Source organism: Methylobacterium sp. SyP6R, from assembly GCF_019216885.1.
Taxonomy (GTDB): domain Bacteria; phylum Pseudomonadota; class Alphaproteobacteria; order Rhizobiales; family Beijerinckiaceae; genus Methylobacterium.
Genome location: NZ_JAAQRC020000001.1, coordinates 5,450,306 through 5,474,299, shown reverse-complemented (window position 1 = coordinate 5,474,299; position 23,994 = coordinate 5,450,306). Strand labels below are relative to the sequence as shown.

Here is a 23,994-nt window from a genome sequence, read left to right as displayed (position 1 = left end):
CACGCCGGAGGGCAGCGCCCTAAGTGGTAGGCTTGCGATCCCGGGCCCGAGACGACGGGGCCCGGGAGCCCTGATCGATCCGCGCGGGAGCGACGCCGATGAGCATGAACGTCGCCTACAAGGGCCCGGCCGACTGCCCGACCGTGATCCCGGTCTTTCCGCTCCCCGGCGCGCTGCTGCTGCCGCGGGGCCAGATGCCGCTCAACATCTTCGAGCCGCGCTACCTGGCGATGGTGGACGATGCCTTGCGCACCGACCGGGTGATCGGCATGATCCAGCCGGATTCCGATTCCGGCGAAACCCCGCTGTCGCCCAAACTCTTCCGGGTCGGCTGCGCCGGCCGCGTCACCCAGTTCGCCGAGACCGGCGACGGCCGCTACCTGATCTCGCTCACCGGCATCGCCCGGTTCCGGATCGAGGAGGAGATGGCCACCACCACCGGCTATCGCCGCTGCAAGGTCACCTTCGCGCCCTTCGAGAGCGACTTCCATGCGCGGGCCGGCGAGGAGGCGGTGGACCGCGCCGGAGTGCTGAAGGCGCTTCGCGATTTCGTCGACGCCAACGACCTCAAGGTCGACTGGGCCGGGATCGAGGAGGCGCCGAACGAGGCCCTGGTCAACGCGCTCTGCATGATGAGCCCGTTCGGCCCACGCGAGAAGCAGGCGATGCTGGAGGCCCCCGACCTCAAGACCCGGGCCGAGGTTCTGATTGCCGTCACAGAGATGGAGCTGGTGCGCGGAGCGGGCGGCGAGCCGACGCTGCAATAAGCGGCGCTTTGGGGTATGGCCTCCCACGGATCATTCGGAAGGACCAACCGTGACCGACTCTCCCCTTTCCGCCGAGGCCACCCGCATCGACCCGAAGCTGCTCGAGCTGCTGGTCTGCCCCCTGACCAAGGAGCGGCTGGAGTATGATTCCGGGCGCCAGGAGCTGATCAGCCGCTCGGCCAAGCTCGCCTACCCGATCCGCGACGGCATCCCGATCATGCTGCCGGAAGAGGCCCGGCCGCTGGCGGATTGAGATCCGGCTCAGGACTTCGATCACGGGCGGGATGCGCGTCTGCGCTCCCGTCTCGCAAGGGAGGTGGGGAGATCCGGTATCGCCCCTTCCTCGGATCCATGCTTTGCGAGACCTCGCCGAGGGTGGGGCGCGGACCCTGCCCACTTTCCGGAAGCAGACGCTCCGCACCTGAGCCCTGCGAGGTATCCCGATGATCGATGGACCATTCCGAACGCAGTCTTGGCGTGATGAACAGTCGAAGCGGGCTCCGGGTAAAAAATCGTAGCCGCGACGCATAGGATTGAGCGCAGATTGTCTCATGTTCGAGGACGCTCATGAACGCCTTGTTGCTTACCGCCTCCGTCGCTGCGATATCGACTGCCTCCACATTGCCTAGCCACGCACAAGAAATCAGAACTCCATTCGGCATTCTGCACATGAGAATGAACACCTCTGAAGCAGAGACGGCACTTAAATCCAGTTATTACACCACTGAACATGGAGCTATTATTTTTATTTCTGATTTTAATGGCATTACTTACTATGTATCATTCCACTGCCCGGGCCGATCCTCTCAATGCGACAAAAACGATATGGAACCGACGGCAATATCAGCCATCTACACAAACGAGATCGGCTTCGATATACGGCCGAGAAAAGTAGATAAAATTCTTGAGAATTTTGGTCTTGATGACGCGAAAGCCAGATATGACACGGATTGTGCATTCTGGAACACAACAACGACTATCATGAACGTGGGCCGTGTGTGTGGCGGCTGGGGCATCCGCATGAGAGATAGGAAACTTGCCTGGGGCGTTCCCCTGGGAGGATTCACGCCATGCACAGAAGGCTGCTTCTGAAAACCCGCATAGGGCGCAATCGGCCGAACGGTGAGGTCCGCGTGGATGCGTTTGCTTCGCGCAAGCGAACGGCTTCACATTCACCCGACTTTGGCGTCGGTCTCCGCCTCAAAAGGCCGGAAGCGTGCCGTTCGAGGATCGGCAAGGAGCAGAATGCCGACATTCGTTATCCCTTATGGGGGATTGGCGCCCGCTTGACCTGAACACCGTCTTGAATCGCCCGAAGCCAGGCGCCGCGTAGAATGCCAGCCCATCCCATGCGCAAACTCATCCTGAAATGCCGGCGATCGGAGATCGACCGACCTCGAAGGAGGACTCTAGAAGTCTCAGGTCTATCTGGATTGCTCATTCGAGACTCAGAGCCTGTTTGAGCGGGGTCGTCTTTCATAAAGACGAACATAGCAGGGCCTATCCTGCTCACAGCCTCATCCTGAGGTGGGAGGGTAGGATGATCCGATCTACATCAAGTTTTGGTTCAAAAATATCATTCAAACGCGCACTGAGGTATCAGCCCATCATCGGTGTACTGATCACCGATCGCCAATACCTCCGGGAGAGGCCGCGCGTGGGACGGGCTGGCGTGCTGGTCACCGGCTCGTCCGTCATGGACGGCGGCCGCCCCCCCTACTTCACCCCCGGTCCATAAGGCGGTCGCGGGATCGCCCGATGCGCCGCACGGAGCGCCGCCGACCAGCGTTCGCGCAGGTCGTGGAAATACGGCTCGCCGGCCTCGATCCGGTGCAGCACCTCGGTGTCGCAGGTGTTGCGGCGGATCACCGTCAGGTCGATCGGCAGGCCGACGCCGAGATTCGACCGCATGGTCGAATCCATCGACACGAGGCCGACCTTGAGCGCGTCGTAGATGTCGGTCTTGTAGGTGACGGCGCGATCGAGGATCGGCTTGCCGTATTTGTGCTCGCCGATCTGCAGGAACGGGGCGTCCTGGCTGCAGGCGATGAAGTTGCCGGCCGAGTAGATCATGTAGAGCCGCATCGGCCCGTCGCCGATCTGGCCGCCGAACAGGAACGACACCTCGAAGCGCAGCTGCGCCGCCTCGAACCCGGCGCGCTCGATCGCCCGGACTTTCCGGATCGCGCGGCCGATGAGCTGGGCGGCGCGGAACATCGTCGGCGCGTCGTAGATCGTCTCCGGCTTGCCGGTATCGGGATCCTCGACGCCCTCGGTCAGGAGCGAGAGCACCGACTGCGTCACCGACAGGTTGCCGGCCGAGGCCAACGCCAGAACCCGCTCGCCGGGCTTGGTGAACATGTGCAGCTTGCGATAGGTCGAGATGTCGTCGAGCCCCGCATTGGTGCGGGTATCGGCGATCATGACGAGACCCTCTTCGACCAGGATCCCGACGCAATAGGTCATCGCACACCGCCCCCCGGCGAGCCGTCATGCGGGCGGTCCGGCACCGCGCGCGGGCGCCACCCTGGCGCAGCCCGTGCGGCGAATCCAGCCGAATTCGCTGCCCCCAGGTGAGGTGGCCCGCCCCTATCGCGGCGGTGCCACAGGCGGCGCGTCAGACCTGGGCCTGACTCTGCGCGGCCGGAGCCTGCTGCGCCTGCGCGTGAGCCTGCTCCGTCTCGGCCTGCTTGTTCTCGGCCCGGTCCTTCTCGGATTGTTGCGTGGCCTGGGCATCGTCGACCCGCACCCGGACCGTCATGGTCTCGGTGCCGCCGCCGGTGCGGCTGCCGCGGACCGGCGCGGCGTCGAGATAATCGAGGCCGATCGCCACCCGCAGATGGGCTTCCGTCACGGCGATGCCGTGGGCGGGATCGAACCCGACCCAGCCGAGATCCGGCACCCGGGCCTCGACCCAGGCGTGGCCGGCCTCCTGCTCCGCGGTGTCGGGCCGCCAGTAATAGCCCGTGACGTAGCGCACCGGGATCTCGAGGTGGCGCGCCGCCGCGATGAAGACGTGGGCGACGTCCGGCGCCACGCCCTTGCGCAGGGCGAAGACCTCCGCCGCGGTGGTGGTGGCCCCGGTCGGGCCGGGGGCGTAATCGACCGCCTGGTGGACGCCGGCGAGCAGCCGGTGCAGCCGGTCGAGGGGATCGGCGCTGTCGCCCACCGTCTCGTCGGCGAAGGCCCGGATCGCCTCGTCGGCGACGGCGAAGCGCGATTCGCGTAAGTAGAACGGGTCCGGCAGCCACTCGGAGATGCCGCGCATCACCCCATGGGTCTCGGTGGTCTCGACCTCGCCGGTGACCCGGATCGTCATCGCCTCCTCGAGGCCGTCGGCGCTGAAGACGTGGACGATGTTGCCGAAGCCGTCCTCGCGCCGGCTCAGGCGGCCGTCGACGGTCGGCTCGATGCGCCAGGCGCGCACGTGCTGGCCGTCATGGTCGCGCGGCGTCAGCCGCAGCATCTGGATCAGGCCCCGGGCCGGGCTGTCGTATCGATAAACCGTCTCGTGGACGACGCGGATGCGCATGGGGTCGCGATGCTCGCTGTCACGCTAAAGCTTCAAGCCGTGCGGGGCGGTCATACACCGTCCCGCTCGTGGGCGAAACCGTCCGGGCGTGGGGGGCTTCAGCCCAGATACTGCTCGACGATCGCCGCCCCGAGCCGGTTGTTCTCGGCGATGAACGCCTCGATGAACTCGTGCAGGCCGGAGGCGAAGATCTCGTCCACCGTGGTGTCGTCGAGCTTGGCGAGCATGCCGCGGGCGAGTCGCTGGCTCGGGCCCCGGCGGCCATAGGCGTCGGCGATGCGGTCGAGGTTGTTGACCAGCATCTCGTAGCAATTGGCGAGCGAGCGCGGCATCTCGCGGTTGAGGATCAAGAGGTCGGCGACCAGCCAGGGCTTGATGCTCTCGCGATAGACCCAGTGATAGGCAGTGAGCGCCGAGACCTCGCGCAGGATCGTGGTCCACTGGAAGTAGTCGAGGCTGCCGCCGACCCGCTCGGTCTCGGGGAGAAGCACGTGGTACTTCACGTCGAGGATGCGGGCGGTGTTGTCCGCCCGCTCGATGGCGACGCCGAGCCGGGTGAACCAGTAGGCGTCGTTGCGCAGCATCGTGCGGTAGGCCGAGCCGTCGAAGGCCAGCGACACGCCCTTCACCCAGTCGAGGAAGCGGGCGAATTCCTCCCGGGTCATGTCCCGGCCCTCGAAGCTGCGCAGGTGCAGGTAGGCCTCGTTGATCGCCTCCCACATCTCGCTGGTCAGCGCCGTGCGCACGCTGCGGGCATTCTCCCGTGCGGTCTGGAGGCAGGAGCGGATCGAGGACGGGTTGTTGGGGCTGAAGGCCAGGAAGTCGCGGACGGTGTGCTCGTTGACGCTGTCGTAGAGCGGCCGAAAGAGATCGATGTTGCCGGCCGAGGCCAGGGCCGATTCCCATTCGTTCGCGTCGCCGCCGCCGTAATTGGCCGGCAGGGCGGAGAGGCGCAGGGCGGCGTCGAGGATGCGGGCGACGAAGTCGGCGCGCTCGGCGTAGCGCGAGAGCCAGTACAGGTTGTCGGCGGTGCGGGAGAGCATGGCGGGCGGATGGCTCACGCTTTGGGTGGTGCGGGCGGACCGGGCGTCGGGCCCGGTCCCGTTCTCACGAGCGAAAGGGCCGCTCAGCCGTCGAGCACCCAGGTATCCTTGGTGCCGCCGCCCTGGCTCGAATTGACCACGAGCGAGCCCTCCTTGAGGGCGACCCGGGTCAGGCCGCCGGGCACGATGCGGATGTCGTCGGCGCCCGAGAGCACGAAGGGCCGCAGGTCGACGTGGCGGGGCGCGACGCCGGAGGCGACGAAGGTCGGGCAGGTCGAGAGTGCCAGGGTCGGCTGGGCGATGAATCCGTCCGGCGCGTGGCGCAGCTTGCGGCCGAATTCCTCGATCTCGCGCTTCGTGGCGTGGGGGCCGACCAGCATGCCGTAGCCGCCCGAGCCGTTGACCTCCTTGACCACCAGGTCGCCGAGATTGGCGAGCACGTAGGACAACGCCTCCTTCTCGCGGCAGCGGAAGGTCGGCACGTTGTGCAGGATCGGCTCCTCGCCGGTGAAGAAGCGCACGATTTCCGGCATGTAGCTGTAGACCGCCTTGTCGTCGGCGATGCCGGTGCCGACCGCGTTCGCGAGCGTGACGCTGCCGCTCTGGTAGGCGCTCATCAGGCCGGGCACGCCGAGGACCGAATCGGGCCGGAACACCAGCGGATCGAGGAAGTCGTCGTCGATGCGCCGGTAGATCACGTCGACGCGCCGCGGCCCCTCGGTGGTCCGCATGTAGACCACGTCGTCCTTGGTGAAGAGGTCGGAGGCCTCGACGAGGTCGACGCCGAGCTTGTCGGCCAGGAACGAGTGCTCGTAGAAGGCCGAGTTGAAGCGGCCGGGGGTCAGCAGCACCACGCTCGGGTCGCGGGCGGCGCGCATCGGCGCCAGGCTGCGCAGGGTCGCGAGCAGCGCGTCCGGATAGGCCTCGACCGGGGAGACCCGGTGCTTGGAGAACAGTTCGGGGAAGAGCCGCAGCATCACCTCGCGGTTCTCCAGCATGTAGGAGACCCCCGACGGCGTGCGGGCATTGTCCTCCAGCACGAAGAACTGGTCTTCGCCGGTGCGCACGATATCGATGCCGGCGATGTGGACGTACTTGCCGTGCGGTACCTCGAAATCCCGCATCTCCAGCCGGTAATGCGGGTTGCGGAAGACGAGGTCGCCCGGGATGATCCCGGCCTTGATGCAGTCCTGCGGGCCGTAGATGTCGGCCAGGAACATGTTGAGCGCGGTGACGCGCTGCTTCAGGCCGCGTTCGAGGAAACCCCATTCGGGCTTGGTCAGCACCCGCGGGATGATGTCGAACGGGATCAGCCGCTCCGTCGACTCGTTGTCGCCATAGACCGCGAAGGTGATCCCGATCCGGCGGAAGAACAATTCCGCCTGGCTGCGCCGCGTGTCGAAGTGCTCGGGCGGAGTATTTTCGAGCCAGGTTTTAAGCGCCGCGTACGCCTCGCGCACGGCGGCCGGGCTCAGTCCGCTCTCCTGAGTTCCCGTCATTTCGTCGAACGCGCTGAGCGGCATGGGCGTCCCTCTGTTTGACCCGAAGCTAGACGCAAGACGGGGGCCAAGGCAAAGGAAATGCGTCCTGTTCACAGAGGCGCCCCCCGACTTCGCGCTGGGTCAGGCCGGGTGGTGCGGATCACGCCGGGGCTGGGGCGGTTTTGCTCAAATTTTCGGCAACGCCGCGGAGGGCGGGGCCTCGGCCCGCGTCAGTCCGCGGCCGCCCGCCGCCCGATCAGCCTCGCCTTCCAGCCGAGCGCCGGCCGCTCGACGAAGTGCCAGGACAGGGCCGCCACCGCGAGGGTGAGGAGGAGCGAGGGCGGCAGCAGCCACCCGGCCGAGACCGCGGGAAACAGCGCGTGCAGGCTCTGCTGGATCGGCCAGCCGTAGAGATAGGTGCCGTAGGAGAGGTCGGCCCGCGGATCGAGGGCGGGGTGCCGCAGGGGGGGTCTGAGGCCGAGGCAGAGGACGGCATAGGCCTCGGCGAGGAAGAGCGCGGGCGGGTAGAGGGCGGTGCCGTGCAGGAGAGCCGCGAGCGCGAGCAGCGCGAAGGCGAGCGGCCAGCTCAGCCGGGCGCGATCGGCATGGAGGAAGAGCGCGGCGCCGGCGGCGAAGATCAGCGGCAGGCGCAAACTCGTCTCGAGGCCCTTCGGCATCTCGCCAGCCCGCAGGCCGGCGAGGCTAAGGGCCACGAAGAGTCCGGCGACCAGAAGCGGAGCGAGCCAGCGCTGGCGCAGAGCTCCGAAAAGTCCCGCCGCCAGCAGGCCGAGGTAGCACAGGACCTCGTATTTGAGCGTCCAGACCGTGCCCATCGGGAACCGGAACGGGTTGTCCGAGAAGACCCCCGGCAGGGCGGCATTGCTCTTGAAGGTGGTGAGCGTTCCTTGGATGAACCGCCACAGGCCCGGATCGCTCCAATAGGCCGGGAGGCTCGAGGTGGTCATCAGGCTGCCGAGGCCGAGGGCCACGACGAGGGTCGCCGCCACCAGCCCGGGGACGATGCGCAACGCCCGGGCGACGACGTAGTCGCGCGGGCCGCGGCGCATCAGGCTCATCGTGACGAGGAAGCCGGAGACGGCGAAGAAGCCGTTCACTGCGTGCTCGCCCAGCGTGTAGCCGGTGAGATGCATCAGCGGCTCGTCGAGGACGGCGCCGGTGGTGACGCTGAAGGCGTGCGAGACCACGACGAGGAGCGCCAGCGCCAGCCGGACCGCCCCGAAGGCGTTGTGCGGTCGGGCGAGACCGTCGGCGACCGTCACCACGGCGCAGCCTCCGGCGGCGCCTCGGCCAGGCCCTCCTGCGCCAGCGCCGTGCGGCCCTTGCGGGCCGCCCAGGCGCCGGCGACCGAGCCGCCGTAGCGCTCCAACCCGGAGCGCCGGAAGGCCAGGGCGGCGAGCAGCGCCTTGATCCCGTTCTTGACCAGCATCGCCCCGGTCGGGTCGGGCAGGCCGTATTTGCGCGAGACGTAGGCCCGCGACCAGGCCTGGTGCCAGCGCGAGCGGCGCACCCGGCCGGGCTCCGGCGCGCTCGATGCGCCGCGGCCGTGGAGCGCCACGGCGCCATGGACGTGGATCAGCGCCCTCCCCCCGTCGGCGATCCGGCGGCAGAGGTCGTCGTCCTCGTAGAACAGGAAGATGTTCGGATCGAACCCGCCGAGCGCCAGGAACAGGTCGCGGCGCACCATCAGGCAGGCGCCGGACAGGAACGGCGCGCAGGCATCGGCCTCGGGCGGATGGAGCTTACCGCCAGGATTGGTGAGATAGGGCGCGAGCAGCGAGCGCGGCTGGAAGAAGAAGCGCCCGTCCGGCTCGACGATGCGCGGCGCGAACAGCCCGGCATCGGGATAGGCCTCGGCCGCGGCGAGCAACGCGTCGGCCGCACCCGGCTGCAACTCCACGTCGGGGTTGACGATCAGCGCGTATTCCGCCCGCCCCGCCGCCCAGATGCCGGCATTGTTGGCCCGGCCGTAGCCCTCGTTGCGGGGCAGCCGCAGCACCCTCGCGCCGAGACGGGCGGCGAGGTCCGCCGAGCCGTCGCGGCTGGCATTGTCGACGACGAGGGCCGGCACGTGCTCGCGGGCGAGCGCCGCGAGACAGGCCGGCAGCACGCCGGCACTGTCATGCGCGACGACGACCGCGACGAGACCGGGCACGTCCGCCGATCAGCCCTGCTTCTGCGGCAGGTTGAGGCGGATATGCAGCTCGCGCAGCTGCTTGGTGGTCACCTCGGACGGCGCGTTCATCATCAGGTCCTCGGCGCGCTGGTTCATCGGGAACAGCACCACCTCGCGGATGTTCGGCTCGTTGCAGAGGAGCATCACGATGCGGTCGACACCCGGGGCGATGCCGCCGTGCGGGGGAGCGCCGAGCTTCAGCGCGTTCAGCATGCCGCCGAACTTCGCCTCCAGCACTTCCCGAGGGTAGCCGGCGAGGCCGAAGGCCTTCTCCATCACCTCGGGACGGTGGTTGCGGATCGCGCCCGACGACAACTCGATGCCGTTGCAGACGATGTCGTACTGGAACGCCTTGATGCCGAGGATCGTCGCGTGGTCCTCGGGGTCGAGGGCCATGAAGGCGTCGTGGTCGAAATTCGGCATCGAGAACGGGTTGTGCGAGAAATCGACCCGCTTCTCGTCCTCGTTCCACTCGTACATCGGGAAGTCGGTGATCCAGCAGAAGGCGAACTGGTCCTTGTCGGACAGGGCCAATTCGTCGCCGACGCGGATGCGGGCCTTGCCGGCGAGCCCCGCCGCCTTGGCCTCGGGCCCGGCGGAGAAGAACACCGCGTCGCCGGCCTTGATGCCGGCCTTGGCGGCGATCGCCGCTTGCGCCTCCGCCGGGATGAACTTGGCGATCGGGCCGCGGCCGGTGAGCTGGCCGCCCTCCTCCTCGAACACGATGTAGCCGAGGCCGGGCGCGCCCTCGGAGCGGGCCCAGTCGTTGAGCTTGTCGAAGAACGAGCGCGGCTGCGACGCGGCACCGGGGGCGGGAACCGCCCTGACCACGCCGCCGGCCTTGATGGCGTTCTTGAACGCGTTGAAGGTCACGTCCTCGCGCAGGAATTCCTGCGTCACGTCGGCGATGACGAGCGGGTTGCGCAGGTCCGGCTTGTCGACGCCGTATTTCAGCATCGCCTCGGCGTAGGGGATGCGCACGAAGCTCGGCGAGACCCGCTTGCCGTCGGCGAATTCCTCGAACACCGAGCGCAGGACCGGCTCCACCGCCTGGAACACGTCTTCCTGGGTGACGAAGCTCATCTCGATGTCGAGCTGGTAGAACTCGCCCGGCGAGCGGTCGGCGCGGGCGTCCTCGTCGCGAAAGCAGGGCGCGATCTGGAAGTACCGGTCGAAGCCGGCGATCATCGTGAGCTGCTTGAACTGCTGCGGGGCCTGCGGCAGGGCGTAGAACTTGCCCGGATGCAGGCGCGACGGCACCAGGAAGTCACGCGCTCCTTCCGGCGACGAGGCGGTGAGGATCGGGGTCTGGAACTCGAAGAACCCGCCCTCGCGCATCCGCCGGCGCAGCGAATCGATGATCGCGCCGCGGCGCATGATGTTGGCGTGCAGCTTCTCGCGGCGCAGGTCGAGGAAGCGGTACTTGAGCCGCGTCTCCTCGGGGTAATCCTGGTCGCCGAAGACCGGCATCGGCAGTTCGGCGGCGGCGCCCAGCACCTCGAGATCGGTGATGTAGACCTCGACCGCGCCGGTCGGCAGCTCCGCGTTCTCGGTGCCGGCCGGCCGCTGGCGCACCCGGCCGTCGATGCGGATCACCCACTCGGAGCGTACGGCTTCCGCCGCCTTGAAGGCCGCGGAATCGGCGTCGATCACGCATTGCGTGATGCCGTAATGGTCGCGCAGGTCGATGAACAGCACGCCGCCATGGTCGCGGACGCGGTGGCACCAGCCGGAGAGGCGGACGGTCGCGCCGATTTCGGACGGGCGGAGCGCCCCGCAGGTATGGGAACGATAGCGGTGCATGGGCGTGTCTTCGCTGTCCAGAGTCTGGGCTGTCTCGACTGGGCCGCTAGGCCGGGCGCGCGGGCATTTCACCCGCACGCGAAAACGTGCGGCACCCATTCGCGAAGGGGGGAGCGAAGTCAAGCGCGGGGGCCCGATGCGGGCGCGTTCGCACTTGTGGAACAAACAACGAACAATTATATTATCCCCATGGATCAGAACAGCTTTTTCGGCTCCTTCGAGCCGCCCGCCGGTACCCTGCCCGATCCGCCGTGGGACGCGCCCACGGCGCGCCACACGCCGCGACCGGAGGCCCGAGTCATGCCGACCGAGAGCAAGGACACGTTCATCGAGCGCCAATTCATCGAGCGCCAGGACGGGACCTGGCGGGTGCTGCCGATCGAGGGCCGGTTCGAACTCGTCTACGAGGACGGCAACGGCGCCTGGAGCGTGCGCCGGCTGCAGGCGCGCGAACTCAAGATCGGCCCGGGCCGCGTGCTGGTCGGCGGCACCGACCGGGACCGGGACGGCTACCGGGGCTTTCGCGCCGACCGCATCCACCGCCTGACCGACCGGGAGACCGGCGAGCGGGTGGAGCGCAACATCCTCGACTGGCTCACCCGCCGGGCGGAAGGGACACGGCGGGCCCGCGCCGCTGCCCTGCGCCGGAACAGGCCGCGCGCCGCGTGATTTTCGCGTGTCGCGCCGCCCAATCCCCATAACCCACGGTGCCGGTCTCTCGCCCTCGGCGGCGGGCTCCGCTATAGCCGGTCCTATGAAGCTGATTACTTCGACGGAAGAACTCGCCTCCGCCTGCGCGCGCTTCGCCACGCAACCCTTCGTGACCGTCGACACGGAGTTCATGCGCGAGACGACCTATTATCCGAAGCTGTGCCTGATCCAGATCGCGGCACCGGACGGGTCGACCGCGCTCGTCGATCCGCTGGCGCCCGAGATCGACCTCGCGCCGTTCTTCGCCCTGATGGGCGACGAGGGCGTGCTGAAGGTCTTCCACTCGGCGCGGCAGGATCTCGAGATCATCTGGCTGCTCGGCGGTCTGCTGCCGCAGCCGTTCTTCGACACCCAGGTCGCCGCGATGGTCTGCGGCTACGGCGACTCGGTCTCGTACGAGCAGCTGGTCAACGACGTCGCCAAGGCGAAGATCGACAAGTCGTCGCGCTTCACCGACTGGTCGCGCCGGCCGCTCTCGGACGCGCAGCTGAGCTACGCCCTGTCGGACGTCACCCACCTCATCAAGGTCTACGAGGCCTTGGGGCGGGAACTGGTCGCCACCGACCGCGGCGCCTGGCTCGACGAGGAGATGGCGGTCCTCACCTCCCCCGATACCTACAAGGCCGATCCGGACCAGGCCTGGAAGCGCCTGAGCTCCCGGATGCGCAAGGCGCGCGAGATCGCGGTGCTGATGGAGGTGGCGGCCTGGCGCGAGCGCGAGGCGCAGAGCCGCAACGTGCCGCGCGGGCGCATCCTGAAGGACGAGGCGGTGATCGACATCGCCACCTCGGCGCCGCGCAGCGTCGAGGCCCTGGGCCGCTTGCGCACCATCCCCGCCGGGTTCGAGCGCTCGCGCACCGGCGCCGACATCCTGGCGGCGGTCGAGCGCGGCCTGTCCCGCGAGCCCTCGACGGTGCCGACCCCTGAGCGCGGCCGCGCCCGCAGCGGCGGCAACGGGGCGCTCGTCGAGCTCCTCAAGGTGCTGCTGAAGGCGGTCTGCGAGGACGAGCGGGTGGCGCCCAAGATCATCGCGACCGTCGACGACCTCGAGGCGCTCGCCGAGGACGACGCGGCCGACGTGCCGGTGCTGCACGGCTGGCGCCGCGGGCTGTTCGGCGAGAAGGCGCTGGCGCTCAAGGCCGGGCGCCTGGCGCTCTCGGCACAGGGCGGGCGTGTGGTGGTGCGGGAGTTGCCGTGAGGGGTGGCGAGGCTTAACCGGGCTCACTCCCGGCAATACTCCGCCATCCCCTCCGCCAGGGCGTCGAACACCATCCGGCAGCGCCGCAAGGCGCGCAGGTCCTCGTGCATCACCACGAAGGTCGGCAACTCCCAAAAAATCTCCGGCAGCACCCGGATCAGCTCCGGGTCGCGGGCGGCGAGCGCCGTGTGGCAGGCGCCGAGGCCGAAGCCGGCCCGGAGCGCCGCGAGCTGGGCCAGCGTGCTGTCGCTGCGCCAGGCGAAGGAGGTCTCACCGAGCGCGGGCGTCACCCGCATCATCGCCCGCAGGAACGGCGTCTCGGCGTCGAAGCCGATCACGCTGTGCTGCGCCAGATCCGCCGGGACTTCCGGTACGCCGCGCCGCTCAAGGTAGCGGCGGTGGCCGTAGAGGCCCAAGGTCACGGTGCCGACCCGCCGCGCCACCAGCGCCTCTTGCGTCGGCGGAGCCATCCGCACGGCGATATCGGCATCCCGCCGCAGCAGGTCCTGCATCCGGTCGGACAGCACCACGTCGAGGGCGAGACCCGGATGGCGCGCGTGCAAGGCAGCCAGGATCGGCGGCAGCACCTCGGCGCCGACGACCTCGGACGCCGTGATCCGCACCCGGCCCGACAGTCCCTCCGCATCCGCCGCCACCGCCCGGCGTAGCGCCTCCGCGGTCGCCTTCAGGGAGCGCGCATAGGGGGCGAGGGTCAGGGCGGCCTCGGTCGGCACGAGGCCGGTGGGCGAGCGGGTGAACAGGGCCGTGCCCAAGGCCTGCTCCAGGGCCGCGACCTGCCGGCCGAGGGTCGGCTGCGTCAGGCCGAGCGCCCGGGCAGCGCCGGAAAGCGAGCCCTCCTCCAGCACGGCGAGCGCGGCGCGAAAATGGTCCCAGCTCGGTTCGGCCATACGAAATCGTATAGCGACTCGCCGTGCTTCGGCAATTCTCGTCGTACCCCTCCCCTGGCACATCTTTCGCCGACGGCGAACGAGGAGCGCGCGATGACGACGAGGACGGCCCTGGTGCTGGGCGCGACGGGCGGGGTGGGAGGCGCGGTGGCGCGGCGCCTCCTGACCGAGGGCTGGACGGTGCGGGCCCTGCACCGCGATCCGGCCCGCCTCGCCCGGGAGGGTGTCGCCCATGAGGCGGACGGCTTCGCCTGGATGCGGGGCGACGCGATGGTGCCCGGCGACGTGATCGCGGCGGCCTCGGGCGCGTCGCTGATCGTCCACGCGGTCAACCCGCCGGGCTACCGCGACTGGGACCGGCTGGTCCTGCCGATGCTCGACGCCTCGATCGCGGCCGCCCGGGCCGCCGAGGCCCGGTTGATCCTGCCCGGCAACGTCTACGTCTACGGACGCGACGCCGGCCCGAACCCGGGCGCCGATGCGCCCCGGACGCCCCGGACCGCGAAGGGCCGCATCCGCATCGCCATGGAGGACGGCCTGCGCGAGTCCGGCATACGCAGCCTGGTCCTGCGGGCCGGCGACTTCTTCGGCCCGCGCACCACCGCCAATTCCTGGTTCTCCGCCGCCCTGGTGCGGCCGGGCAAGCCGGTGCGAACCGTGCTCGATCCGGGTACCCCGGGGATCGGCCACCAATGGGCCTACCTGCCCGACGTCGCCGAGACGTTGGTGCGGCTGGCCGCGCGCGAGGCGGACCTGCCCCGCTTCGCGACGTTCAACATGGACGGCCACTGGGACCCGGACGGCCGGCAGATGATCGCCGCCATCGCCCGCGCGGCCGGCGGCAAAGTGAAGGTGCGGCGCTTCCCCTGGGGCCTCCTGCCGCTCGCCGCGCCGTTCTGGCCGCTGGCGCGGGAGATCCGCGAAATGCGCTACCTGTGGCGGGAACCGCTGCGGATGGACAATGCCGGGCTGATGGAATTTCTCGGGCACGAGCCGCATACCCCGCTCGACGTGGCGGCGCGGGAGACGCTGGCGGGGTTGGGGTGCCTCTCGGAAAGGCGCGCGGGCTGAGACGCGGTCCGGCCGCGTTGGCGGTCGCGCTGGCCGGGCGGTATGCAGGACGTGCTGCGGGGGTGCCCCCACCGATCGGTACCTCGCGCCGACCGGCGACCCCGGTCAGGATGACGGGCGGAACGGGAGTGTCGCGCCGGGATGGGATCGCTCAGGGTACGATTCGGGCTGCTGGTCGGGAGCGCGGCTTCCCTCGTGGTGCTGGCGGCGATCGGCCTCTACGGCGCCCTGCACACCGCCGAGCGCACCCTCGACGCGACGCTCGACGCGCAGGTGCGCCTGGAACTGATCGCCGAACTGTCCGGGCGTCTGACCGAGTTCGGCCTCGCCGCCGTCGAGGCGGTGAGCGACAATCCGGGCCGGCCCGAGCGGCTGGCCAATGCCCGCAACGAGGTCGACAAGGCGCTGAACGCCGTCGACGAGGGCGTGAGCCGGGCGGTCGCCGGGGCCGGCGGGGTCCTCGATCGCACGCAATATACGGCGCGAGCCCGTCCGCTCGCGCGCCTGCGCGCCGCCCGCGCCATGCTCGACCGGCAGGTGGCGCAGATCCAGCGCGAACCGGATTCGGCCCGGCGCGCCGACGCGATCCGGGGGGCGCTCAACGCCTTCGGGGCGGTGACGGGCCAGCCCCTCACCTTCCTGGTCGAGGCCGAGCGCCGGGCGGTCGAGGCCTCCGCGGCGGAGGTCCGGCGGCTCGCGGGCCGGATGCGCCTCGTCGCGGTGGCGGCGGCCGTGGTGATCGTGCTGCTCCTCGTCCTGCTGCACCAGGGCCTGACCCGTCCGATCCTGCGACGGATCGAGGCGATCCGGGCCGGGGCCGCGGCGATCGGCCGAGGCGAGCTCGACACCCGTCTGCCGGTAGCGAGCCACGACGAGCTGGGCCTGCTGGTGGCCAGCTTCAACCGCATGGCGGCGCGGCTGAAGCGACGCGAGATCCGGGTCGCCGCCGACCGGGCCGCCCTGGAGGAGACCGTCGCCCGGGCCACCGCCGACCTGCGCGGCGCCAATGCGCGGCTCGAGGAGATCGACCGCTCGCGCCGGCGCTTCTTCGCCGATGTCAGCCACGAGCTGCGCACGCCGCTCACCGTGATCCTCGGCGAATGCGACCTTGCCGCCCGCTCCCCCGACACGCCCGACCATCTCCGTCCGGTCATCGCCACCATCCGCAAGCGGGCCCTGCGGCTGCACCGCCGGGTCGGCGACATGCTGCGGGTCGCGCGCTCGGAATCCGGCGAGATCGCCCTGGAGCGCCGGCCGGTCGGCCTCGCCGCCATCCTGGCGGAAGCGGTGGAGAGCTGCGCGCCGGAGGCCGGGCGCCGCCGCATCGCGCTCGTGCTGGAGCCGAGCGCCGCCGACGTCGAGGTACTGGCCGATGCCGAGTGGCTGCGCCAGATCGTCGAGGGGCTGATCGACAACGCGCTCAGGCACGCGGTCGGCGCCACTCAGGTCCGGCTCGGCTTCGCGGCCCATGGCAGCGGCGCCACCGTGACGGTGAGCGACGACGGCCCGGGCTTCCCGCCGGAATCGGAGGGCCTGTTCGAGCGTTTCCGGCGGGGGAGCGGGCCGGGTCCGGCCGCCTCCGGCTTCGGCATCGGGCTCGCACTGGCGCGCTGGGTCGTTGAGCGCCATGATGGGGTGATCCGCCTGGAATCGGGCGGCCCGGGCGCGCGGGTGATCCTGGAGCTGCCCGGCGAGGACATGAGGGAGGACGCGGCATGAACCGGCGAGCGGGAGACCGCGCATGAACCACGTTCTCATCGTCGAGGATGACGGCGACATCCGTGCGATGCTGGCGCGGGGCCTCTCCGCCGAGGGCTTCGGCGTCGATCTCGCGGGCGGGGTCGACGAGGCGCTGACCGCCGCCCGCGAGCGGGTGCCCGAGGCGGTGCTGCTCGACAACATGCTGCCGGACGGCTCGGGCCACGACGTCTGCCGCTCGTTGCGCGAGGGCGGCTATCCGGGGGCGATTCTTTTCTTGAGCGCCAAGGACGAGGTCGGCGACCGGGTCGACGGCCTGGCGGTCGGGGCCGACGACTACATCGTCAAGCCGTTCGTGTTCGACGAATTGCTGGCGCGCCTGCGCGTCCACCTGCAAAGGCGGCGCGCGACCGGCGAATCCCGCACCCTGGTCAGCGCCGGGCGGCTCTCCCTCGACCTCGCCACACGGCAGGTCCGCTTCGGCGAGGTCACCGCCCGCCTGACCCAGCGCGAGGCGGAATTGCTGGCGATCCTGATGGAGCAGGCGAGCCGCCCGGTCACGCGGGGCGACATCTTCGACAGGCTCTGGGCCAGCCAGGGCGGCCTCTCCCTCAACGTGGTCGACGTCTATGTCGGCTACCTGCGCACCAAGCTCGCCGACATCGTCCGGGCCGGCGGCCCCAGCCTCGTCACCGTGCGCGGCCGCGGCTTCATGCTCGACATGCACGAGGCCGGGTTTCGCCAATGACTAACCATGCACGAAGCCGAGCTTCGTCAGGGACGAACCATGCACGAAGCCGAGCTTCGTTAGGGACGAAATTATTTTGGGCACAATCGATGCGGGCTAAGCCCATGACGATTCGGCACAATAAGACCGGTCTGAGAAACGCCGGCCTTAACCGTCTCGGCCTTTCGGCAAAATAGCGCTTGCACTCCGGGCAACGATTGCCGATATATCCCGAGGTGACGGAAAACCCTGTCATCTCAGAGTCTTAGGAACCTCTTAGAGGTTTCGCCGATCAGGAGAAACGCCATGAAGTGGTCGATGCCCGTCGTCGCCGAAGTCTGCGTCGGCATGGAAGTCACCAGCTACGAGTCGGCCGAGATCGATCCCTTCAACTAAGGGCTCACCGGTCTGCGCCTCCGGCGGTCCCCCGCCGGACGGCGCGCGACTTAACGATCGTCCAACCGGCCATTCGAGCCGGATCGTTCGCCGAAGTCCAAGGAGGAAAGCATGACCTGGTCGCTGCCCATCGTTGCCGAAATCTGCGTCGGCATGGAAGTCACGTCCTACGAATCCGCCGAGATCGATCCCTTCAACTAAAACCGGATCGGCCGTAAGATCATGCACGCCATCGTTCTGGGGTCCGGGGCGGGCGGGGGCGTGCCGCAGTGGAACTGCCGCTGCCCGATCTGCGCCATGGCCCGGGCCGGCGACCGCCGGGTCCTGCCCCGCACCCAGTCGAGCCTCGCCGTCTCCGCCGACGGCGATTCCTGGCTCCTGGTGAACGCCTCACCCGATATCCGCCAGCAGCTGTTCGACACGCCTTCCCTGCACCCGCGCGAGGGCCTGCGCCACTCGCCGATCCGGGCGGTGCTGCTGACCAACGGCGACGTCGACCACGTCGCGGGCCTGCTCACCCTGCGCGAAGGCCAGCCCTTCCGCCTTCACGCCACGCGGGGCATCCTCGATTCGATCGGGGCCAACCGCGTCTTCGACGTGATGGCGCAGGGCGTGGTGGAGCGCAGCGAGATCGCCCTGAACCAACCGTTCTCGCCGGTGCCGGGCCTCACCGTCACGCTGTTCCCGGTGCCCGGCAAGGTCCCGCTCTGGCTCGAGGACGGCACGCCGGAAATCGGCGCCGAGACCGAGACCACGGTGGGCGCGATGATCGAGGCCGGGGGCAGGCGCCTCGCCTACGTGCCGGGCTGCGCCCGCGTCACGGACGGGCTGAGGGCGCGGATTTCCGGGGTCGACGCGCTCCTGTTCGACGGCACCGTGCTGGCCGACGACGACATGATCCGCGCCGGCGTCGGCACCAAGACCGGCTGGCGCATGGGCCACGTGCCGATGATCGGCGAGGGCGGCTCGGTGGCGGCGCTCGCCGATCTCCCGATCGGCCGGCGGGTCTTCGTCCACATCAACAACACCAATCCGGTGCTGGTCGAGGACTCGGAGGAGCGCCGCGGCGTCGAGGCGGCGGGGTGGGTCGTGGCCCATGACGGGCTGACGCTGCGGGTGTGAGGCTTCGTTCTCGACGAGAGGAATGCGGGAGCCCCTCGCCCGTATGGGAAGGGCTATCCAGGGAAGGACGTGGCGCCGGTTTTCCCCTCTCCCCGCGCTTCAGCGTGAGAGGTTGGCTCTTTGAGCCCAATCCTACCGAGACATCGCAGCCCCCACGCACTTTGGTCGCCCTTGACCCCTCCTTGCGGCAGATCAAATTCCCGCCCACGGGACAACCGCTAACGAAGAAGCCGGACCCTTCAGGACGCCCGACGCCATGACTGCTTCCCTCGCCCTTGCCATCGGCCCGACCGAGCCCGCCGACCGTCTGCTCTCCCCGGCGGAGCTGGAAGCGGCGCTGCGCGACATCGGGGCGCGGCGCTACCACAACCTGCACCCGTTCCACCGCCTGCTGCACGACGGCAAGCTCGACAAGGACCAGGTGCGGGCCTGGGCGCTCAACCGCTACTATTACCAGGCGATGATCCCGGTGAAGGACGCCACCCTGCTGGCGCGCCTGCCGGACGCGAATCTCCGCCGGGTCTGGCGCCAACGCATCGTCGACCATGACGGCGACCACGAGGGCGACGGCGGCATCGAGCGCTGGCTGAAGCTCGCCGAGGGCGTCGGCTTCGATCGCGACTACGTGCTCTCGACCAGGGGCATCCTCTCCGCGACCCGCTTCTCGGTCGAGGCCTACGTGCATTTCGTCGCCGAGCGCTCGCTGCTCGAGGCCATCGCGTCCTCGCTCACCGAGATGTTCTCGCCGACCATCATCTCCGAGCGCGTCGCCGGGATGCTGAAGAACTACGACTTCATCACCCGCGAGACCCTGGCCTATTTCGACAAGCGCCTGACCCAGGCGCCGCGCGACGCCGATTTCGCCCTCGACTACGTGAAGCGCCACGCCGTCACACCGGAGCAGCAGGCTCGAGCCCTCGATGCGCTCCGCTTCAAGTGCAGCGTGCTGTGGACCCAGCTCGACGCGCTCTACTTCGCCTACGTGTCCCCCGGGATGATCCCGCCGGATGCCTGGCAGCCCGGTGAGGGGCTGCGCACGGGAGAGGGCGCATGAGCCTGACCCCCGACAGCGTGCCGCGCCTGCCCCGCGGGGTGCGGTTGCGCCACGACACGGTGCGCGATGCCCATGTGCTGCTCGCCCCCGAGCGCACCTTCGACCTCGACCAGAACGCCGTCGCGGTGCTGGGCCTCGTCGACGGGTCGCGCAGCATCCGGGCCATCGCCGAGGCCTTGAGCCGGCAATACGAAGTCGACGCCGCGATCATCGAGCCCGACGTGATCACCATGCTGGACGGCCTGCTGCTCAAGCGCGTGCTCGAGACCGTGCCGGCGGCGTAAGCAGATTTCGCAAAAGTGGCGGCCGGTTTTGCGACAAAAATCTGCGACGAAACAAAACTCCGAGCGGGCTTGCATCGCCAGGCCTGCTTAGAGCCCCGGGAGGGACAGTCATGAACGCCGTCACGCCCACTCTGCCGGCCCCGATCGGGCTCCTCGCCGAGCTGACGCATCGCTGCCCGCTGCGCTGCCCCTATTGCTCGAACCCGCTCGAACTCGACCGGCGCTCGGCCGAGCTCGACACGGCGACCTGGCAGCGGGTGCTCCGCGAGGCGGCGGCGTTGGGCGTGCTCCACGTCCACCTCTCCGGCGGCGAGCCGACGGCGCGGCAGGACATCGTCGACATCACCCGCGCCTGCGCCGAACTCGGGCTCTACTCGAACCTGATCACCTCCGGGGTGGCCGGCGCGCTCGACAAGCTCGACGCGCTCTCCGAGGCCGGGCTCGACCACGTGCAGCTCTCGGTCCAGGCGGTCGAGGCGGCCAATGCCGAGCGCATCGGCGGCCTCAAGAACGCGCAACCGCAGAAATTCGCCTTCGCCGAGCGGGTGACGGCGCTCGGCCTGCCGCTGACGCTGAACGCCGTGATCCACCGCGGCAACATCGCCGAGGTGCCGGCGCTGATCGATCTCGCGGTCCGTCTCGGCGCCAAGCGCCTGGAGGTGGCCCACACCCAGTATTACGGCTGGGCCTACGTCAACCGCGCCGCCCTGATGCCGGCGAAGGCCGATGTCGACCGCTCGATCCGCACCGTCGAGGAGGCGCGCGAGCGCCTCAAAGGTCAGCTCGTCATCGACCTCGTCGTGCCGGATTACTACGCCAAGTACCCCAAGGCCTGCGCCGGCGGCTGGGGAAGGCGGCTGATGAACGTCACGCCGACCGGCAAGGTGCTGCCCTGCCACGCCGCCGAGACGATTCCCGGCCTCGACTTCTGGCACGTCCAGGATCGTTCGCTGGCGGAGATCTGGGCCGACTCGCCGGCCTTCCGGGCCTATCGCGGCACCGAGTGGATGAAGGAGCCCTGCCGCTCCTGCGACCGGCGCGAGAAGGATTGGGGCGGCTGCCGCTGCCAGGCCCTGGCGCTGGCGGGCGATGCCGCGGCGACCGATCCGGCCTGCTCGCTGTCGCCGCTCCACGGCAAGGTCCAGGCCCTGGCGATCGCCGAATCGGCGCTGGAAACCGCGCCCGACTACCAGTACCGCACCATCGGCGGCGCACCCCGCGCCGCTGTGCCCGAGGGAGCACCCGTGTGAGCCGTCTCGTCCTGGTTGGTCTTCTGTCCGCCCTCCTCGGCGGCCGGGCTCTCGCGCAAGACACGCCCTCCCCGACCACGCCGCCGCAAAGCGCGCCAGCCCAAGCTATTCCGGTCCAAGCTATCCCGGTCCAAGCTGCCGCCCCGGTCCAAGCTGCCCCCGCTCAAGCCACGCCGCCGAACGCCACCACCCTGCTGTTCGAGACCAACCAGCTCGCCAATACCCGGCCGGGCCAGGTGCTCAGCTACCGCTACACCCGCTTCAGCGGCATCGACGGCGCGCCGTTCGGCCCCCCGGTCGAGGACCGCATCCGCGAGGAGGTGGCGCCGGGCGCGAGCGCGGAGAACCGCAATCTCAAGGTCGAGATGTTCTCCGGCGAGCGCCGGATGCCGACCGCGACCTACGAGGACATCCCGGGCAACCCCGTGATGGTGCGCTTCCTCGAGCATCACCTCGACGACCTCGCCAAGGTGCTCAAGGGCAATCCGCGCTACATCAAGAACGGCATCCGGCGCGCGTTGCGGGAGAATGCGACCGTGACTCCGACCGAGGTCGAGGTCGACGGCAGGACGGAGCCGGGCTGGCGCGTCGTGGCGCGGCCCTTCGTCGACGATCCGGTCCGCGACCGCCTGCGCGGCTTCGACAGCCTGACCTACACCTTCGTGGTCTCCCCGAAGGTGGCCGGCCAGATCGTCTCGATCGACGCCCGGGCGACGAGCCCCGACGGCGGAATTCTGCTTCAGGAAACGCTGACCTATGAACCGAATGCTTGAGCATTTTCCGACGAAGTGGACACCGGTTCGTCGCAGACAATGCGGCAAAAACAACAACCGAGAGCAGCGTCCGATCGCAACGCGATTGGGCGATGCTCTCGTTCAGGGATTCCTCGCGGGCGGCCTGCTGGTCGCGGCCGGCCTCGGCTCCGCGCGGGCCGACGACAACGATTACCCGACCGAGGCGCGGGCCGATTACGTGTTCGGCTGCATGGCGGCCAACGGCCAGACCCGCGAGGCGCTGACGAAATGCGCCTGCTCGATCGACGCCATCGCGGCGATCCTTCCCTACGACAAGTACGTCCAGGCCTCGACCATCTTGGGCATGCGCCAGGGTATCGGCCAGCGCGCCAACGAGTTCCGCTCGACCAAGATGTTCGACGACAAGATCGCCGAGCTGCGCCGGGCCCAGGCCGAGGCGGAGATCCGCTGCTACCGGCCGAGCGCGAACTGACGGCGTGCCTCCCCCGTGCGCGAGAGCGCCCGGGGCGGTTGCGGCTCCGCCCGCGGGCCGGCACTCTGGGTGCCTCTCGATCGGCGGGGATGCGCGATGAAGCGGCTCATGGGATGGGTGCTGGCGGCGGGACTTCTCGCCAGGCCGGCCATGGCGGACGACCTCTCCCTGTGGGCGCTCTACGACCAAAAACTCCGCTCGGCGAAGTATATCGACCTCACCCACGCCTTCGCGCCGGTGCAGCCGGTCTGGCCGGGCTTTGCCGGCGCCCGCTTCAAGCCGGCCCGGGCCGGGCGCACCCTCGACGGCTTTGCCAGGCAAGGCGACGTCTTCACCTACGAGACCCACGGTTTCGTCGCCACCGCCTACGAGCTGCCGACCGACCAGTACGGCACCCAGCTCGACCCGCCGGCGCATTGGAACCCGCGCGGCGCGACGATCAGCGACCTGCCGGCCACCTACACCCTGCGGCCGCTCGCGGCGATCGACATCTCGGCCAAGGTCGCCCGCGATGAGGGCTACCACCTTCAGGTCGCCGACATCGCGGCCTGGGAAGAGAAGCACGGCCGCATCCCGGCCGGGGCCGTGGTGATGGTGCGCTCCGACTGGTCGAAGCGCTGGGCGGAAGGAGAGCGGTTCCGGCAGAAGCCGTTCCCCGGCGTGAGCCTCGCGGCGCTGCAGTTCCTGCATCTCGAGCGCAAGATCCTGTTCCACGGCCACGAGCCGCTCGACACCGACACGACGCCGACCCTCGAAGGCGAGGCCTGGCTGATGCACAACAACTTCGCCCAAGCCGAGGGGGTGACGAATCTCGACCAGGTGCCGGAGGCCGGTGCCCTGATCGCCATCGGCTTCGCCAAGCCGCTAGGCGGCACCGGCGGCTATGCCCGCTACGTCGCCATCGCGCCGGCGGGCTGGCCGCACGGCGTCAGCGTCGATGCGGTGCCGGGCGCGCCGCTGCCGCAGCAACCCGCACCTCTGCGCCGCGACGCGGATGGGGTGATGCGGCCGACGGGGCCGTGAGGAGGCGGAGGAGGAGACGGGTATGACGATGCAGGGCCGTCTCTCCCCGGCGGCGTTCCGGTCCTTCCAGGACGGCCGGCCCGACGAGGAGCGCTGGGAGCCGATCGATGGGACGCCGGTCATGATGACGCCGCAGCCGATCGATCACCACCGGATCGCCATCCGCCTCGAACGCCTGCTGAACGAGGCCCTGGAGCGGCACGATCCCGACGGCGAGGCGGTGCAGCGCGTGGGGATCGAACTCGGGCTCGGCCCTGCCGCGCTGGCAGGTCTCGGGTTTGCCGGTGCCTACCGTCCGGAGCCGGACGTGGCAGTGATCGATTATGATCCGGTGCCCGGCCGCCGCTTCGTCGACCGCGCCTATCTCCTGGCGGAGGTGGTGTCGGGCACCGACGACGAGCCGATCCTGCCGCGTTTCGGTCTGCTCTGCCCGGTCGGCGCGCTCTATGCGGGCACGCATCTGCGGCCGCGACGACGCCCCGTGTGACGGCGAGCGCCCTCCGGC

General features: G+C 69.4%; 24 protein-coding genes and 1 pseudogene. 17 read left to right on the top strand and 8 right to left on the bottom strand.

Annotation, left to right across the window (positions count from 1 at the left end; translation table 11 throughout):
* Positions 1-98: 98 nt before the first annotated feature.
* The 3 genes from HBB12_RS25130 (at position 99) to HBB12_RS25120 (ending at position 1,859) form a co-directional block, all read left to right on the top strand.
* Positions 99-767 (top strand): LON peptidase substrate-binding domain-containing protein, encoded by a 669-nt coding sequence (locus tag HBB12_RS25130; protein ID WP_236991871.1) that lies wholly within the window; start codon positions 99-101, stop codon positions 765-767.
* Positions 768-816: 49 nt separating this feature from the next.
* A complete protein-coding gene (locus HBB12_RS25125) occupies positions 817-1,020 on the top strand; it encodes a Trm112 family protein (protein WP_236991870.1) in 204 nt (67 codons plus the stop codon).
* 314 nt (positions 1,021-1,334) lie between these two features.
* A complete protein-coding gene (locus HBB12_RS25120; RefSeq protein ID WP_236991869.1) occupies positions 1,335-1,859 on the top strand; it encodes a hypothetical protein in 525 nt (174 codons plus the stop codon).
* A 624-nt stretch (positions 1,860-2,483) separates the two neighbouring features.
* Here HBB12_RS25120 and HBB12_RS25115 read toward each other — a convergent pair.
* The 7 genes from HBB12_RS25115 to aspS form a co-directional block, all read right to left on the bottom strand.
* Positions 2,484-3,233 carry a proteasome-type protease gene (locus tag HBB12_RS25115; RefSeq protein ID WP_236991868.1) on the bottom strand — a complete coding sequence of 250 codons (750 nt, stop codon included), beginning with the start codon at positions 3,231-3,233 and terminating at the stop codon, positions 2,484-2,486.
* Between the two features lie 151 nt (positions 3,234-3,384).
* On the bottom strand, positions 3,385-4,299 hold the full coding sequence (locus HBB12_RS25110) for a transglutaminase family protein (protein WP_236991867.1): 915 nt from the start codon (positions 4,297-4,299) through the stop codon (positions 3,385-3,387).
* Positions 4,300-4,397: 98 nt separating this feature from the next.
* Positions 4,398-5,342: an alpha-E domain-containing protein gene (locus HBB12_RS25105; protein ID WP_236992888.1), complete on the bottom strand. Its 945-nt coding sequence runs from the start codon at positions 5,340-5,342 to the stop codon at positions 4,398-4,400.
* Between the two features lie 83 nt (positions 5,343-5,425).
* Complete coding sequence (locus tag HBB12_RS25100) at positions 5,426-6,865, bottom strand: circularly permuted type 2 ATP-grasp protein (RefSeq protein WP_236991866.1); 1,440 nt, start codon at positions 6,863-6,865, stop codon at positions 5,426-5,428.
* 188 nt (positions 6,866-7,053) lie between these two features.
* Entirely contained in the window at positions 7,054-8,103 is a 1,050-nt protein-coding gene (locus HBB12_RS25095) for an acyltransferase family protein (RefSeq protein WP_236991865.1), read from the bottom strand.
* Complete coding sequence (locus tag HBB12_RS25090) at positions 8,100-8,996, bottom strand: glycosyltransferase family 2 protein (protein WP_236991864.1); 897 nt, start codon at positions 8,994-8,996, stop codon at positions 8,100-8,102. Before HBB12_RS25090 ends, HBB12_RS25095 begins: the two co-directional genes overlap by 4 nt.
* A gap of 9 nt (positions 8,997-9,005) precedes the next feature.
* Positions 9,006-10,820 (bottom strand): aspartate--tRNA ligase, encoded by a 1,815-nt coding sequence (gene aspS, locus HBB12_RS25085; protein WP_236991863.1) that lies wholly within the window; start codon positions 10,818-10,820, stop codon positions 9,006-9,008.
* Between the two features lie 300 nt (positions 10,821-11,120).
* On the opposite strand from aspS, the gene HBB12_RS25080 reads away from it, so the two are divergent.
* Positions 11,121-11,489: a hypothetical protein gene (locus HBB12_RS25080; protein WP_236991862.1), complete on the top strand. Its 369-nt coding sequence runs from the start codon at positions 11,121-11,123 to the stop codon at positions 11,487-11,489.
* Between the two features lie 85 nt (positions 11,490-11,574).
* On the top strand, positions 11,575-12,729 hold the full coding sequence (rnd, locus tag HBB12_RS25075; protein WP_236991861.1) for a ribonuclease D: 1,155 nt from the start codon (positions 11,575-11,577) through the stop codon (positions 12,727-12,729).
* A 23-nt stretch (positions 12,730-12,752) separates the two neighbouring features.
* Here rnd and HBB12_RS25070 read toward each other — a convergent pair whose 3' ends face one another.
* Complete coding sequence (locus HBB12_RS25070) at positions 12,753-13,637, bottom strand: LysR family transcriptional regulator (protein WP_236991860.1); 885 nt, start codon at positions 13,635-13,637, stop codon at positions 12,753-12,755.
* A 93-nt stretch (positions 13,638-13,730) separates the two neighbouring features.
* Here HBB12_RS25070 and HBB12_RS25065 point away from each other — a divergent pair, with 93 nt between their 5' ends.
* From HBB12_RS25065 to HBB12_RS25010, 12 genes and pseudogenes are all read left to right on the top strand, one after another.
* On the top strand, positions 13,731-14,708 hold the full coding sequence (locus HBB12_RS25065; protein ID WP_236991859.1) for an NAD(P)H-binding protein: 978 nt from the start codon (positions 13,731-13,733) through the stop codon (positions 14,706-14,708).
* A gap of 141 nt (positions 14,709-14,849) precedes the next feature.
* Positions 14,850-16,427 carry a sensor histidine kinase gene (locus tag HBB12_RS25060; RefSeq protein ID WP_236991858.1) on the top strand — a complete coding sequence of 526 codons (1,578 nt, stop codon included), beginning with the start codon at positions 14,850-14,852 and terminating at the stop codon, positions 16,425-16,427.
* Between the two features lie 22 nt (positions 16,428-16,449).
* Positions 16,450-17,154, top strand: a complete 705-nt coding sequence (locus HBB12_RS25055) for a response regulator transcription factor (RefSeq protein WP_236991857.1) — start codon at positions 16,450-16,452, stop codon at positions 17,152-17,154.
* A gap of 285 nt (positions 17,155-17,439) precedes the next feature.
* The gene (gene pqqA, locus HBB12_RS25050) at positions 17,440-17,529 is read left to right on the top strand and encodes a pyrroloquinoline quinone precursor peptide PqqA (protein ID WP_048426854.1); all 90 of its coding nucleotides are present in this window, start codon (positions 17,440-17,442) and stop codon (positions 17,527-17,529) included.
* Between the two features lie 111 nt (positions 17,530-17,640).
* Positions 17,641-17,730, top strand: coding sequence for a pyrroloquinoline quinone precursor peptide PqqA (pqqA, locus tag HBB12_RS25045; protein WP_048466505.1), 90 nt, complete (start codon positions 17,641-17,643; stop codon positions 17,728-17,730).
* Positions 17,731-17,751: 21 nt separating this feature from the next.
* Positions 17,752-18,651 (top strand): pyrroloquinoline quinone biosynthesis protein PqqB, encoded by a 900-nt coding sequence (pqqB, locus tag HBB12_RS25040; protein ID WP_236991856.1) that lies wholly within the window; start codon positions 17,752-17,754, stop codon positions 18,649-18,651.
* Between the two features lie 256 nt (positions 18,652-18,907).
* Positions 18,908-19,989 (top strand): annotated as a pseudogene (pqqC, locus tag HBB12_RS25035) (pyrroloquinoline-quinone synthase PqqC).
* A gap of 110 nt (positions 19,990-20,099) precedes the next feature.
* The gene (pqqE, locus tag HBB12_RS25030) at positions 20,100-21,239 is read left to right on the top strand and encodes a pyrroloquinoline quinone biosynthesis protein PqqE (protein ID WP_236991855.1); all 1,140 of its coding nucleotides are present in this window, start codon (positions 20,100-20,102) and stop codon (positions 21,237-21,239) included.
* Complete coding sequence (locus HBB12_RS25025) at positions 21,236-22,012, top strand: hypothetical protein (protein WP_236991854.1); 777 nt, start codon at positions 21,236-21,238, stop codon at positions 22,010-22,012. The genes pqqE and HBB12_RS25025 overlap by 4 nt, the downstream gene beginning before the upstream one ends.
* Before the next feature lie 124 nt (positions 22,013-22,136).
* Positions 22,137-22,466 carry a hypothetical protein gene (locus tag HBB12_RS25020; RefSeq protein ID WP_236992887.1) on the top strand — a complete coding sequence of 110 codons (330 nt, stop codon included), beginning with the start codon at positions 22,137-22,139 and terminating at the stop codon, positions 22,464-22,466.
* Positions 22,467-22,562: 96 nt separating this feature from the next.
* A complete protein-coding gene (locus HBB12_RS25015) occupies positions 22,563-23,489 on the top strand; it encodes a cyclase family protein (protein WP_236991853.1) in 927 nt (308 codons plus the stop codon).
* Positions 23,490-23,511: 22 nt separating this feature from the next.
* Positions 23,512-23,976, top strand: a complete 465-nt coding sequence (locus tag HBB12_RS25010) for a Uma2 family endonuclease (protein ID WP_236991852.1) — start codon at positions 23,512-23,514, stop codon at positions 23,974-23,976.
* Positions 23,977-23,994: the final 18 nt, after the last annotated feature.